The 12,546-nt window shown below is 70.0% G+C and carries 16 protein-coding genes and 1 pseudogene; 3 read left to right on the top strand and 14 right to left on the bottom strand.

The window, feature by feature from the left end:
• The first annotated feature begins 26 nt into the window (after nt 1-26).
• Nucleotides 27-338 carry a hypothetical protein gene (locus I7X12_RS20545; RefSeq protein WP_232343047.1) on the top strand — a complete coding sequence of 104 codons (312 nt, stop codon included), beginning with the start codon at nt 27-29 and terminating at the stop codon, nt 336-338.
• A 29-nt stretch (nt 339-367) separates the two neighbouring features.
• Here I7X12_RS20545 and I7X12_RS04925 read toward each other — a convergent pair whose 3' ends face one another.
• From I7X12_RS04925 to trpC, 4 genes are all read right to left on the bottom strand, one after another.
• Nucleotides 368-1,174, bottom strand: a complete 807-nt coding sequence (locus I7X12_RS04925) for a 2-amino-3,7-dideoxy-D-threo-hept-6-ulosonate synthase (RefSeq protein ID WP_198062753.1) — start codon at nt 1,172-1,174, stop codon at nt 368-370.
• Nucleotides 1,175-1,243: 69 nt separating this feature from the next.
• Nucleotides 1,244-2,086 carry a tryptophan synthase subunit alpha gene (trpA, locus tag I7X12_RS04930; protein ID WP_198062754.1) on the bottom strand — a complete coding sequence of 281 codons (843 nt, stop codon included), beginning with the start codon at nt 2,084-2,086 and terminating at the stop codon, nt 1,244-1,246.
• Nucleotides 2,087-3,340, bottom strand: a complete 1,254-nt coding sequence (gene trpB / locus I7X12_RS04935; RefSeq protein WP_198062755.1) for a tryptophan synthase subunit beta — start codon at nt 3,338-3,340, stop codon at nt 2,087-2,089. It lies immediately after the preceding gene.
• Nucleotides 3,337-4,173, bottom strand: coding sequence for an indole-3-glycerol phosphate synthase (gene trpC, locus I7X12_RS04940; protein WP_198062756.1), 837 nt, complete (start codon nt 4,171-4,173; stop codon nt 3,337-3,339). The genes trpB and trpC overlap by 4 nt, the downstream gene beginning before the upstream one ends.
• Before the next feature lie 134 nt (nt 4,174-4,307).
• Between trpC and I7X12_RS04945 the strand changes: the two genes are divergently transcribed.
• Nucleotides 4,308-5,288 (top strand): nucleoside hydrolase, encoded by a 981-nt coding sequence (locus I7X12_RS04945; RefSeq protein ID WP_198062757.1) that lies wholly within the window; start codon nt 4,308-4,310, stop codon nt 5,286-5,288.
• A 72-nt stretch (nt 5,289-5,360) separates the two neighbouring features.
• Here the strand turns inward: I7X12_RS04945 and I7X12_RS04950 are convergent, their stop codons facing one another.
• The gene (locus I7X12_RS04950; RefSeq protein WP_198062758.1) at nt 5,361-5,612 is read right to left on the bottom strand and encodes a DUF7410 domain-containing protein; all 252 of its coding nucleotides are present in this window, start codon (nt 5,610-5,612) and stop codon (nt 5,361-5,363) included.
• Nucleotides 5,613-5,703: 91 nt separating this feature from the next.
• Entirely contained in the window at nt 5,704-7,182 is a 1,479-nt protein-coding gene (locus I7X12_RS04955; protein ID WP_232343048.1) for a hypothetical protein, read from the bottom strand.
• A 164-nt stretch (nt 7,183-7,346) separates the two neighbouring features.
• Here I7X12_RS04955 and I7X12_RS04960 point away from each other — a divergent pair, with 164 nt between their 5' ends.
• On the top strand, nt 7,347-7,595 hold the full coding sequence (locus I7X12_RS04960; protein WP_198062759.1) for a hypothetical protein: 249 nt from the start codon (nt 7,347-7,349) through the stop codon (nt 7,593-7,595).
• A 135-nt stretch (nt 7,596-7,730) separates the two neighbouring features.
• Here I7X12_RS04960 and I7X12_RS04965 read toward each other — a convergent pair whose 3' ends face one another.
• From I7X12_RS04965 to I7X12_RS05000, 8 genes and pseudogenes are all read right to left on the bottom strand, one after another.
• A complete protein-coding gene (locus I7X12_RS04965; protein WP_198062760.1) occupies nt 7,731-8,015 on the bottom strand; it encodes a DUF3194 domain-containing protein in 285 nt (94 codons plus the stop codon).
• Nucleotides 8,016-8,402, bottom strand: a complete 387-nt coding sequence (locus tag I7X12_RS04970) for a prefoldin subunit beta (RefSeq protein ID WP_198062761.1) — start codon at nt 8,400-8,402, stop codon at nt 8,016-8,018.
• A 120-nt stretch (nt 8,403-8,522) separates the two neighbouring features.
• Nucleotides 8,523-8,927: a DUF7344 domain-containing protein gene (locus I7X12_RS04975; protein ID WP_198062762.1), complete on the bottom strand. Its 405-nt coding sequence runs from the start codon at nt 8,925-8,927 to the stop codon at nt 8,523-8,525.
• 133 nt (nt 8,928-9,060) lie between these two features.
• A complete protein-coding gene (locus I7X12_RS04980; RefSeq protein ID WP_198062763.1) occupies nt 9,061-9,831 on the bottom strand; it encodes a bacterio-opsin activator domain-containing protein in 771 nt (256 codons plus the stop codon).
• A gap of 466 nt (nt 9,832-10,297) precedes the next feature.
• Nucleotides 10,298-11,746 (bottom strand): annotated as a pseudogene (locus tag I7X12_RS20845) (PAS domain-containing protein); the annotation flags it as partial.
• Nucleotides 11,747-11,827: 81 nt separating this feature from the next.
• On the bottom strand, nt 11,828-12,079 hold the full coding sequence (locus I7X12_RS04990; RefSeq protein ID WP_198062764.1) for a KEOPS complex subunit Pcc1: 252 nt from the start codon (nt 12,077-12,079) through the stop codon (nt 11,828-11,830).
• A 9-nt stretch (nt 12,080-12,088) separates the two neighbouring features.
• Complete coding sequence (locus I7X12_RS04995) at nt 12,089-12,223, bottom strand: DNA-directed RNA polymerase subunit P (protein WP_006885794.1); 135 nt, start codon at nt 12,221-12,223, stop codon at nt 12,089-12,091.
• Nucleotides 12,220-12,498: a 50S ribosomal protein L37ae gene (locus I7X12_RS05000; protein WP_198062765.1), complete on the bottom strand. Its 279-nt coding sequence runs from the start codon at nt 12,496-12,498 to the stop codon at nt 12,220-12,222. Before I7X12_RS05000 ends, I7X12_RS04995 begins: the two co-directional genes overlap by 4 nt.
• Nucleotides 12,499-12,546: the final 48 nt, after the last annotated feature.

Below are 12,546 nucleotides of genomic sequence, written 5' to 3' on the forward strand. Positions count from 1 at the left end.
CGTGGTACTCCGACAGCGGGTCGGAGATGACCGTCTACGCGCCCGCCGACGAGTCGCTCGTGCCGTTCGCCGGCGAGGAGCCCGAGTCGTCGCTGCGCCGGCTGGTCGAGCGACTGGTGGGCGTGGTAGGGGTGCTGGCTGTCGGTGGGGTCGCCGTCGCGCTCGCCGTGAGCGGGCGTGGCGGACCGGAACGAGTGTCCGGCAACGCGACGACGGATCTGAGTGCGCCGGTCGCGGACTCGGTCGGAGCGGGAACCGACCCGGTCGTCGCCGCGAGCGCTTTCGTCGCCGGTGGACTCGTCGCGCTCGCTGCGCTGTTCGTCGTCGAAGGGCCGTAGAACCGCGTGGTCGAACGCGGCCGAACCGCTCAGGCCTCGACGGGGAGGCCCGCGCGCTCGGCGGCCTCGTCGGCCGAAGCGTCGTCGTGGAGGACGGCGGCGATGGCGCGGGTGATGGCTTCGGGGTCGTCGTGCTGGAAGATCGACCGACCCATCGAGACGCCGTCCGCGCCTGCGTCGACCGCGCCGCGGACCATCGAGAGGGTTTCCCGGTCCGTGCCCTTCGAGCCGCCGGCGATGACGACCGGGAGGGCGGTCGACTCGACGACACGGCCGAAGGTGTCCGCGCTCCCGCTGTAGGCGGTCTTGACCACGTCGGCGCCCAGTTCCTCGGCGAGCCGGACGGCGTGACCCAGGTCCTCAGCGAACAGCTCGGGGTCGTCGTCGCGTACGTCGTGGCCGCGGGCGTAGGCCATCGCGAGCGTTGGCAGGCCGTAGCGCTCGGCCACGCTGGTGACTTCGGCGAGCTGGGATATCTGGTCGGGCTCGTGTTCGCTGCCGACGTTGATGTGGAATGAGACGGCGTCGGCGCCGGCGCGGATCGCGTCTTCGACGGTACCGGTCGTGCGCTTGTCGCTCTCGTCGGGACCGATGCTCGTCGAGCCGTTGAGGTGGGCGATGTACCCCGCGTCGTTCTTGTTGGGGTGGACGCGGTCGGCGACGCCGCGCTGGGTGAGCACGGCGTCGGCGCCGCCGCGCGTGACGGCGTCGACCGTCGATTCGATGTCGACGAGGCCTTTGACGGCCCCCAGTGTGATCCCGTGGTCCATCGGGACGATCAGGTGCCGGCCCGCTGTCCCGATGCGGGCCAGGCGCGCGTCTTTCCCTGCGGTCATGTTGTGTGAGGGTGTGGCAAGTACGGTTATGTGCGTTCCGGTTGCGGACGGTACTGCGAGTCGGACGGATCAGTCCGAGCGCTCGGCGGCGGCCAGCTCCCCGCCCGCGAGCGCGCCCCCCTTGAGTTCGCGGGCCTTCGATTCGAGCCGTTCGGCCGTCTCGGCGACCGACCGGTCGCTCTCGGCCCCCTCGGCGACGATGTCGACCAGCGCCGACCCGACGATGATCCCGTCGGCACCGGCGGAGACGATGCGCTCGGCGTGTTCACCGGTCTTGATACCGAAGCCGACGGCCTTGGGCACGTCCCAGTCGTCGACCCGAGCCAGCGACTCCTCGGTCTGGTCGGAGACGTCGTCGCGCGCGCCGGTCACGCCGAGTCGCGCCTGCACGTAGACGTACCCCGAGACGTTCTCCTGCATCCGCTCTAAGCGTTCGCCCTTCGTCGTCGGCGCGATGATGAACACCAGATCCTGGCCGAACTCGTCGCAGGCCGCTCGGAGCGGTCCGGCCTCCTCGGCGGGGAGGTCGACGACGACGAACCCCTCGATACCGACCTCGTCCGCTCGCTGCGCGAACGCGCGCGGTCCCGTCTCGCCGGTCTCGGGGTGTGTGTACTGGGCGATCAGGTTGTAGTAGGTCATGCACACGAGCGGCACCTCCACGTCCAGCTCCTCGACGAACTCGAAGTACCGGTCGGGCGTCATCCCGCCCTCCAGCGAGCGGACGACCGCTTCCTGAATCGTCGACCCCTCGGCGATCGGTTCCGAGAAGGGCAGACCGAGTTCGATCACGTCCGCGCCGCCGCGTTCGAGGGCTTCGACGTACTCGAGGGACTCCTCGTAGGTCGGGTCGCCCGCGGCGACGTAGGGGACGAACGCCGGCTCGTCGGCGAAGACGCGTTCGAGCGCCATCTACATCCCCCCTCCACCCGCCGCGTCGCGAAGCACCGACATGTCCGGCGCCACGTCGAGGTCGCGCTTCTCGGTCTCTTCCAGGACGGTTTCGAGGTCCTTGTCGCCGCGACCGGAGACGTTGACCACCACGAGGTCGCCCAGTTCCTCGTGGTGCTGTTCGAGGTAGCCGAACGCGTGGGCGGTCTCCAGCGCCGGGATGACGCCCTCGTCCTGGGAGAGCCGGTGGAACGCTTCGAGGGCGGTGTCGTCGTCGACGTTGACCGCGTCGACCCGGTCCTGGTCGACGAGGTGGGCGAGTTCGGGACCGACGCCCGCGTAGTCCAGCCCCGCCGAAACCGAATGGGACTCCATGATCTGTCCGTGCGAGTCCTGCAGGAGCTTCGTGCGCGCGCCGTGGAGGACACCCTCTTCGCCGGTCGACAGCGACGCGGAGTTGGGCGCGACGCCTTCCTCCTCGTCCACGGAGAGCGACGAGCCGCCCGCCTCGACGGCGTACAGTCCGACCTCGTCGTCGCCGACGAAGTGGTGGAAGGTCCCCATCGTGTTCGACCCGCCGCCGGCGCACGCCAGCACCGAGTCCGGCAGGCGCCCGGCCTTCTCCCGGACCTGCTCGCGGGCCTCCTCGGAGATGACGGACTGGAAGTCCCGGACCATCCGCGGGAAGGGTGCGGGACCCACCACGCTCCCGATGACGTAGTGGGTGGTCTCGACGGTGGTGGCCCAGTCGCGCATCGTCTCGGAGATGGCTTCTTTGAGCGTCCCGCGGCCGGTCGTCACCGGCGTGATCTCGGCGCCGTTGATCTTCATCCGGAAGACGTTGGGCCGCTGGCGCCGGATGTCCGTCTCGCCCATGTAGACCTCACAGGGCATGTCCAGATGCGCGGCGGCCATCGCCGTCGCCGTCCCGTGCTGGCCGGCGCCCGTCTCCGCGACGATCCGCTCTTTGCCCATGTACTTCGCCAGTAGCACCTGTCCGAGGGCGTTGTTGAGCTTGTGCGCGCCGCCGTGGAGCAGGTCCTCGCGCTTGAGGTACACCTCGGTGTCGTACCGGTCCGAGAGCGCGTCGGCTCGCTGGAGCGGCAGGGGCCGCCCGCCGAAGTCCGCCAGTCGACGCCTGAACTCGTCCATGAATCCGTCTTCGTTGTCGAGAACGTACCGCTCGTAGGCGTCGGTCAACTCTTCGATCGCCGGCATCAACGACTCCGGCACGAACTGTCCGCCGTACTCGCCGAACATCTTGTCTGTGCTCATTGGTGTGTCTCCGTCTCCGCGTCCGCTGTCGCGTCCGATTCCGCCGCCACGAGCCGTCGGGTGTTGGCTTCCACGTCGCCGCCGCCCGCGGCGTCCATGATCGCCGATCCCACCAGCAGGGCGTCGGCGCCCGCCGCGCGCATCGCCAGTGCGTCGTTCGTCGTCGCTATGCCGCTCTCCGCAATCAGGGTGACGTTTTCCGACACGTCGGAGGCGACCGCCTCGAACGTCCCGAGGTCGACCTCGAGCTTCGCCAGGTCGCGGTTGTTCACCCCGACGATCCCGGCACCCGCGTCGAGCGCCCGCTCGACCCCCCCAGCGGTGTGGGCCTCGACGAGCACCTGGAAGCCCCGCTCACGCGCCGCCGAGAGCAGGTCTGCCAGGTCGTCGGTCCCGTCCTCGTCGAGAAAGCGGACGATCAGCAAGAGGACGTCCGCCTCGGCGGCGTCGAGTTGGGCCTCGCGCACGACGAAGTCCTTCCGAAGCACCGGCACGTCGACCGCCGCGCGGATCCGTTCGAGCGCGTCGGTCGACCCGCCGAAGTGCTCGGGCTCGGTCAGCACCGACAGCGCCGCCGCGCCGCCCGCGACCATCGACTCGGCCAGTTCGACCGGGTCGTCGTCGCGCTCGCCCTCCGTCGTCGGACTCGTCGGCTTGACCTCTGCTATCAGTGGGACGCGCCCGTCGGCCTCGGCGGCCTCGAACGCCTCCGGCAGCGAGCGAGCGTCCACCCCGACGCGCTCGCCGCCCTCGCGCTCGCGTGCCGTCGCGCGCTCTCTGGCCGCGTCGAGTATCGACCGCACTTTCGGTGCGATATCTTCACCAGTACTCATTACTGTCCACTAACGGACAGAGTTGTACATAAGGTTTGCGTCACAGTGGCGCGGTCGACCGGTGGTGTGACGGGGCCACGCCGCTTCCGCGACCGGAAGGTTCTCCGCGCGACACGCCGATCCGGGAGACAACCATGACAGATCCCGACGGCTACCTCGGCGACGAGGACCGACGCGCTGTCGCGGGCCGGGCGACCGCGGACGACCCGGTGCCGGTCGTGCTCGCGACGGACATCGGCACCGACGTGGACGACACGTGGGCGCTCGCACAGCTCCTGCGGACGCCCCAGCTCGACTGTCGACTCGTGTTGACCGAGACCGGCGACCCGACCTATCGCGCCAGCGTCGCCGCGAAACTGCTGGAGCGAGCCGACCGGACCGACGTGCCGATCGGTCTCGGCCCCGACGGCCGCGAGATGGACGCGGCCGAGCGAAATCAGGCGCCGTGGGTCGACGAGTACGACCTCGACGGCTATCCCGGGACCGTCCGCGACGGTGGCGTCGAGGCGTTCACCGAGGTAGTGAACCGGGCGGACGACCCCGTCACCGTCGTCTCCATCGGTCCGACGCCGACGCTCGCGACGGTCGTCGAGCGCCACCCCGAGATCGCACGGGAGTGTCGGTTCGTCGGGATGCACGGCAGTTTCTACGAGGGCTACGACGGCGGCGAGCCCGACGCCGAGACGAACGTCCGCGTCGACCCTCCGGCGTTCCGGACCGTCCTCGCGGCGCCCTGGCGCGACGTGCTCCTGACGCCGCTGGACACCTGCGGGCACGTGACTCTGGACGGCGGGCGCTACCACCGCGTCTGGTCGGCGACCGACGACCCGCTCGTCCGGGGCGTCGTCGAGAACAACTGCGTCTTCGCCACGCGCGTGTCGTGGATGCCCTACGACGACTTCACTCGTCGCTCCTCGACGCTGTTCGACTGTGTCGCCGTCTACCTGGCACACGACGAGTCGCTCGTCGAGACCGAGTCGCTGCGGTTCGACGTGACCGACGACGGAGTCACCGAGCCCAGTTCCGACGGGGAGTTCGAAGCCCGGGTCGCCCTCGAGTGGGGCGACCGTGACGCCTTCGAGGCGTCCCTGGCCGAGCGACTGCTGACGAGGTAGTCGCCGTCGCCGTCGGCACGTTCACGACCGGTGTGGCATCTCGATCGCCCGGTCCCTGGAGCGACGATCTCGTCAGAAGAAGCTCCCGAGGACGACCATGTAGAGGATCACGGTCGCGGCGTAGGTGACTCCCAGCGCGACGACGGCCTTGGCGTGGAACAGCCACAGGTCGTCGCGTTCGGTCTCCAGGGCGGCCTCGTAGCGTTCCCGCTCGGCCGGCGTCGGATCGTGGCGCTCGCCGACGTGGAGGTCCCGCGCGTGTTCGCTCCGGAACGGGTGCCCGCAGTGGGGACAGGTCGCCGCGGGCTCTTCGTCGGCCGGCACCGTGGTGTCGCGGCTCGGACGAAAGGTGGGCGCGCGATCGACACGCCGTGACGCGGTCGTCTCGGTGTGTCTGGTCTCGCTGGCCATGGTCTCAGACGAACGGCGGCGGTCCGTACGGTTGTGTGATAATCCATAGGGACGTCATCGTGTAAAAGACCATCACCACCACGGAGGGGTACTGGCTCCGGATGGCCGCCAACACGCCGGGGAACAGCTCGAAGGCCAGCGAATGCGCGACCCAGATAGCCAGCACGTGCCCGACGAGGACGAAGAGTAGTTTCGCGGAGCCGAACCAGCCCGGCAGGACGAGCGCGAGCGGCGCGGCCGGCGGGGCGAACGGGCTCGTCACGACGGCGGCGAGTGCGGGCACGAGCCCGAGGAAGTAGCCGAGGAAGTGCGCGAGGTGGTAGCCGGCGGCGATGGGCAACAGCGCGGGCGCGAACCACCGCTCGATGGCCCGGGCGGTGACGTAGGTGTCGGCGGTCTCCCGCACCCGCCGCGCTGCCAGCCGGTAGACGCCGAGAAAGAGGCCGAACCCGACGAGGAGGGCGCCAGCGTAGACGGCGAGTGCAGGGACGCCCGCTTCGACGACAGGTTCGACCGCGGCCGCCCACGTCGGCGTCGCGACGAGCCCGTCGTAGGTCGTCACCCACAGCAGCGCGACGACGAACGCGACCTCACCGGGCCGGTCCGGCAGAGGATCCTCCGTCGGCGCAGTCCCCGGGATCCGAAGCGAAAGCGAGCCGTCGGCGCCGTACTGGATCGGTGCGAGCCGTCCGTAGGCGGCGAAGACGCGGCTGATCGGGTCGACCCGGTCGAACCACGCCGTCCCCACGAGCAGCGATCCGGCGACGGCCACCAGCGTGTACGTCAGGACGACCCCGGCGAGCAGTCGCGGGTTCTCCCCGACCGGACTGACGACCTCCAGCCAGACGAGCGCGAGCAGGCCGACGACAGCCGGCCAGACGCCCCACGACACCGGGACAGAGACGCCGGCGACGAGCGGGTCGGCCTCGCCTTCCGCACCGCCGTCACGTGCAGCGTCGCCGTCGCCGCCAGCGCGTCGACGCTCGCGGATCCACCGGAGCGCCGAAAGCGGCGCGCGCCAGGGGTTCAGCGCCGGCCAAGAGTTGCCGACGAGATACGTCGTGGCAGTGTAGCCCGCCCACCAGCCGACCCAGACGACCAACAGCGCGAAGTTTCGGACGCCCTCCTGAGGACCGACGAACCCGGTCACCAGCACGATCAGAAGGACGCTCACCGAAAGTGCGCGGACGAGCGGACCCATCGCCCGACGGAGTCGCGTCGGCGTCGGGACGACCAAGCGCCACCAGTTCACCCCGCGCATCGCGTCGTGGTCCGTGAGCAGCGTCGTAAAGAGGAAGGAACCGCCGACGACGACACCACCGGTGAGGACCGTCAGCCACGTCGGGACCGTCGCCGAGGCGACCGACCCGCCCAGCGACCCCGAGTGCGCGGCGGCGCGACCGGCGAGCGCGAGGAGCGCGACGGCCGCCGCGACGAACTCACCCAGCGCTCGTTCGCCCCGACTCGGTCGGTTTCCCGTCATGCGTTGCCCACCCTTCCGACCCGAGCCTGTTAATTACTACCGTGGATCGGGCGTTCGATCGGAGACCGGACGGCGACTGCTGGGGCCGCGGTTCGTCGCGCGACTCCGCTGGCTCTCGCACAGGAGAACGCGGCGCTTTTTGCGGTCGACGCCCAAGGGCAGTCATGGCCGAGAGCGACGAAGGCGGCTACAACCGGAAGTGGGCGGCACTGGCGGTGTTGCCCTTCCTCCTGCTCGGACTGGCGGACGTGGTCCTCCTGCTCTGGTGGGGGATCAACCCGCTGTGGGGCTTCATGATCCTCCCGCCCATCCTCTTCATGAGCGTGCTCGCCTGGATCGCCTTCCGCTCGGGCTTCGTCGGCGATCGCGTCGCCGACGACGAACCCGCGCCCGGGGACCTCGACTACGACTGACCGTCCCGATCCGCCGGCCGCCCGTTTCGGGCCGGCCGCGCGGCTTCGCCCGCGAGAACGATATCACGGTCGTCGGTAGGCGGTCGAAAGCGCCGCCGCTCGCAGAGCGAGCGTCGCCGGCCGAAGGCGGCCGGTCTACGCGAACAGGTCGTCGACGGCGCCGCGCGCGGCGAGGGCGGCGTCGTCGGCGACGCGGTCGGGGTCGCCCGACGCGTCGGGCGCGTTGAGATACACGTCGACCTCCAGGATCCCGTCCTCGAACGTGACGGTCACGTCGAGGTCGTCGACCGCCGACCGGTCGAATCGCGAGAAGACGACGCGATCGGCGGCCTCGGCCGCGGTCTCGACGACTTCCTCGTCGGATGGGTCGTCGGACGCGGCGTCGGCGCCCCCGTCGGCCGCCGCGTCGTCGGTCGGCATCTACGCGCCGCCGGCGCCCGGACCGCCCGGACCGCCCATGCCGCCGCCCTGAAGCATGTTCTGGAGCTCCGTCTGGAGTTCCTCGAACTGCTCCTGGACGCGCTCTTCCTGCTTTTCCAGCGTCTCGACGCGCACTTCGAGGCTGTCGACCTTCTCGTCGAGGTCGTCGTTGGCCTCGTCGTACTCGGTCTGGACGAGCAGCTCACCGACGCGGCGGTACATGCCCGCATCCTCGTCGATGTCCTCGAGCTCGTCGAGGGCCGTCTGGGCCTCCTGGAGCTGTGTCTCGGCCTGCTGTTTCTGCGCGGCGACCTGCTGGGCCTTCTCCTGCAGATCCTGCAGTTCCTCGAGTTTCTCCTGTGCTTCAGGCGGCAGATTACCCTGCATACATCTCCGTGGGTGACCCGTGGTGAAAAACCCCCGCTTTCCGGTCGGGCCGGGGTCGACCGCCGGCGCGGCCGACCCCCGCCCGACCGACCGTCGCCGGTCACCGCACCGGCGCGGCCGTCAGTTGCTTCGACCGTCGACTTCGGTGACGTGGTCGAGCCACTTCTCGACGGTCGGCTGGCCCCAGTAGCGGACCGTGTCCGAGCGGTCGTCGTAGTCGACGACGCCCGCCGCGTCGAGCCGCGGGAGATGTGTCTCCACGAGTTCGGTCGCGAACTCGTCGTGGCTGCGTCCACGGGGCTCCCCCAGTCCCACCGGCTCGCTGGCCGCGAGCAGCATCGCTAGTTCGTCCACCGTCGCCGTGCTCACGTCGCCCTCCATGAAGAACTGACACACCTCGCGGCGCCGCCAGTCCGAGAGCGCTTCGAACACCGTGTCGATGAACGGCCGATCCCCCTCCAGGTCGTCGACCGCAGGCTTCGTGCGACCGCGTCCTCCGTCAGTTGACCCGCTCCGTTCACTCATACCCGTCACCCTACTAATGCCCACTCTGCATAAAGAATATCCGCCCTAGAAGCCTAGGTCACCTGTCGTTCGGTTCACTTGTTGGTATAACTGTATGTATCCTGGGTTGACTGGTCGGTAGTCAGGGGCCCGGTCACTGGGAGTCGAACATCGCTTCGAGGACCCGGCGGTGTCCCTTGCGCAGGTGCTGGAGGAACGTCGTCGAAGCGATGTCGAGCGACTCGGCGAGCGTCTCGGAGTCCGCGTCGCGGGGCCACTCGTAGTAGCCGTTGTAGTAGGCGGTCTTGAGGACCGCCCGCTGGCGGTCGGTCAGCCTGGCGCCGACGTCACCGTGGCCTGGCCACCAGGGGGCATCGGTTCGGTGGCGCTCGCGTTTGGCGGCCAGGCTCACGTCGGGGAACCGCGCGTCCATCGCCTCGGTGACCCGCCGTACGTCCAGATCCGCCGGGGCCTCGACGAGCATGTGACCGACGCCGTCCTCGACGATGCCGCGCTTGCCGCGCGCGCCGGCGTCGGCGAGGTACCGGAAGACGGAGTCGGTCAGCGTCATCTCGAGGTGTGGACCGTCCTCGTGGTCGAGTTCGCGGATGTCCTCGGCGTTGGACAGCTCGCGGGCGGCCGCCGCACCGACCGCCGGGTCGGCCCCCTCGACGGTGAGGTAGCTGACGACGCGGTCGTCGCCGGTCCGGACCGCGTGGTCGATCTCGAACCGGCAGTCGTGCTCGCGGCTGGCCGCGAACAGCGGCGTCTCGCCGCGGACCTCGAACTCCAGTTCGAGGACGGAGTCCGACTCGAGGAGCCGCCGGTACTGGGCCGCCGCCAGGGCGAAGCCGACCGCCTCGCCGAGCGTTTCGAAGCCCGACAGCTCCCGCTTGCTGAAGGCGTTCGGACGCTCGGCGTACACTGCGAGGAGGCCGTGAGTAGTCGACCCGTGACGGCACCGCGACCATCGACCCGAAGCCGCTCTCGACCGCGGCCTCGCGCCAGGGCTCGAAGACCGGGTCGCTCGTCACGTCGTGGACGACCTGCACCTCGCCGGTACGGTAGGCCTCCCCGGCCGGGCCGCCGCCCCGGTCGTCGGCCGCCACCGTGACCGTGATCTCCTCGAGGTAGTCGGCGGCGATCCCGGCCCAGTGGGTCGGCGTCACCTCCCGCCCGGAGGTCTCTCGCTGGCCGATCCAGGCGAACTCGTAGTACTCCGAGCCGGCCAGCCGCTCGCAGACGCTCTCCCTGATCGCCTCGCTGGTCGTCGCGCCCGTCAGCGCCCGGACGCTCTCCTGGACGAGCTCCTGGATCTCCGCGAGCGACTCCAGCTCGCCGCGCTGGCGCTCCAGCTCGGTGATATCCCGGGCGATACTGACGGTCCCCTGTACCTCGTCGTCGGGGCCGTAATACGGCGCGAACGTCAACTGGACGGTCGTCTCGACCGGGTCGCCGGCCACCGTCTCCTCGACGACCCGGGCGCGTTCGGTGTCCAGCACCGCGCGGCGGTGGGATTCGAGACGCCCCGCGAACCGGTCGTCGAACACCGCCTCCGGTGTCGACCCGACGATCGAGTCCCGGTCGTCGTCCATGGTCTCGACCATCGCCTCGTTGACGACCCGGTAGCGGCCGTCGACGTCCTGCATCGCGATCGGGTCGGCGCTGCTCTCGATGACCGCGCGCAGCTCCTGCTCGCGAGCCTGGAGCTGCGCCTCCCGTCGCGTGCGGTCGGTGATGTCGATGGCGACGGCGATCGCACCGGCCGGTGCCGCGTCGTCGGCGCCACCTCCCGCGAGCTCGGACTCCGAGAGCGGCTCGAAACACGCCTTGTACGTCCGGTCGTCGATCGTGGCCGTCGCCGCCGCCGTCTCCCCGTCGAGCGCCCGATGGAATCCGTCGACCAGGTCCGGACACACCGGCTCGAACGCGTCGACGGGCTCGCCGAGGAACTCAGACCGGTCGCAGACGAGCGCGTCGAAGTCCAGCCCCTGACAGTGGTCGATCCGACCCTCGGCGTCGACGACGACCATCATCACCGGCAGGTCCTCCACGATAGTCGAGAGCCGCTCGCGGTTGGCCGCCAGCGCCTCCCGGTGGCGCTCGCGCTCGGTCACGTCGCGGACGACGTTGACGACCGCGACCACTTCGCCGTCGCGCTCGATCGGCGCCAACCGGTTCTCGACGTACCCCATCCCATCGTCGAGTCGGACGTGCGAGGTGATCGTGTGGCTTTCGACCTCGCCCGCGAACAGGTCACGCAGCGCCCGCATCCCCTCGTGGAAGATCTCCCCGTCGACGATCCCGTGCTCGCGCAGGCAATCCACGTCGTACCCCTCGACGCGCTCGGTCGGGATCCCGGTAAAGCGCTCGAACCCGTCGCTGGCCGCCCGGATCGTGTACGAGCGGTCGACGACGTACACCGCGTCGGCGGCGGCGTCGACGCTGGCTTCGTAGAGCGCCCGCTCCGTCTCGAAGGGGTCCGCGGAGCCCGACAGCGACACCACGACGGCCGTCACCGTTCCCTCGCGCTCGACCGGACGGACGGCGACTGTCACCTCCCGCCCGCTCGCCCGCAGCGGCCCGCGCCCGATCGTCCGCGCACCCGTTTCGATCGCCCGCTCGAGAGGGTCGCTCGGGCAATCGACCACCGTCGCGATCGACGAGCCCCGTGGGTCCCCTTCGACCCGCCCGGCGAACGGCTCGTTCCAGACCTGGACGGTTCCGTCGAGGTCGCAGACGGCCGCCGGGTCCTCGACGGCGTCCAGCAGTTCGGCGACGACGGGGTCGGCCACCGACTCGCGACCGTCCACTCGCTCGCTCACGCTGGCCCCACCCACCCGTGCTCGGTACCCATGGTTACTGGGAGTACGATACGCATCGAGCGGTATAACTTGTGGGCCTGAGCCGGCTCGCCGGCATCACTCCGCACCGCGAGCAGCGCCGCAGTCCTCGGCGACCGACACCAGCGACAGCCAGGTGTTACAGCCGGCCCGCAGCGCCACCAGGTCGGCGGCGCGCACCGTCACTGTTAGCGTCGCGCCGTCGCGTTCGAGGCTAGCGGTGGTGCGGTCGCCCTCGATGTCCCCGACTTCGACGGCGACGGCCCGCTCGACGCGGCGGGCGCGCTCGGCGTCGGGATAGTCACAGTCGAAAACGGCCTCGTGGTCCACGGCTGCGCGCTACTTGACGTCGACTTCTTTGATGTCGCGGCTGCGCTCTTTCAGGAGCACGCGGTGGCCGCAGTACGGACAGCGGACGCCACCGTACTCGTCCAGTTCGACGTCGCGCTTACAGCGGGAACACTTGTAGCTCATTCGTCGTCGTCGGCCAGCGCCGCGCGGATGGACCGGGTGACCGTCCGGCCGCCGGGGGTCGTCGGGCTGTACGCGCCACCGGTGAAGGTGTGACCGCAGTAGCCGCATTCCCAGATACCGGTTCCCTGGCGGTCGACGCGGTCCTCGCCGCAGCTCGGGCACTCGTGGTCGTCGTTCATCTCGCCCTCGATCTCGGCGACGCGGCGGCGGGCGACGCGGCCGTACCGCGCGCCGAACCGTCCCGCGCTCCCGGTTCGTCCCTGCTGTTCAGCCATAGTATCGTACCGTCCGGCAGTTGGCCGTATAAACCCTGCGAGTCGCGC

It is taken from the genome of Halosimplex litoreum (assembly GCF_016065055.1).
In the GTDB taxonomy this organism is placed as follows: domain Archaea; phylum Halobacteriota; class Halobacteria; order Halobacteriales; family Haloarculaceae; genus Halosimplex; species Halosimplex litoreum.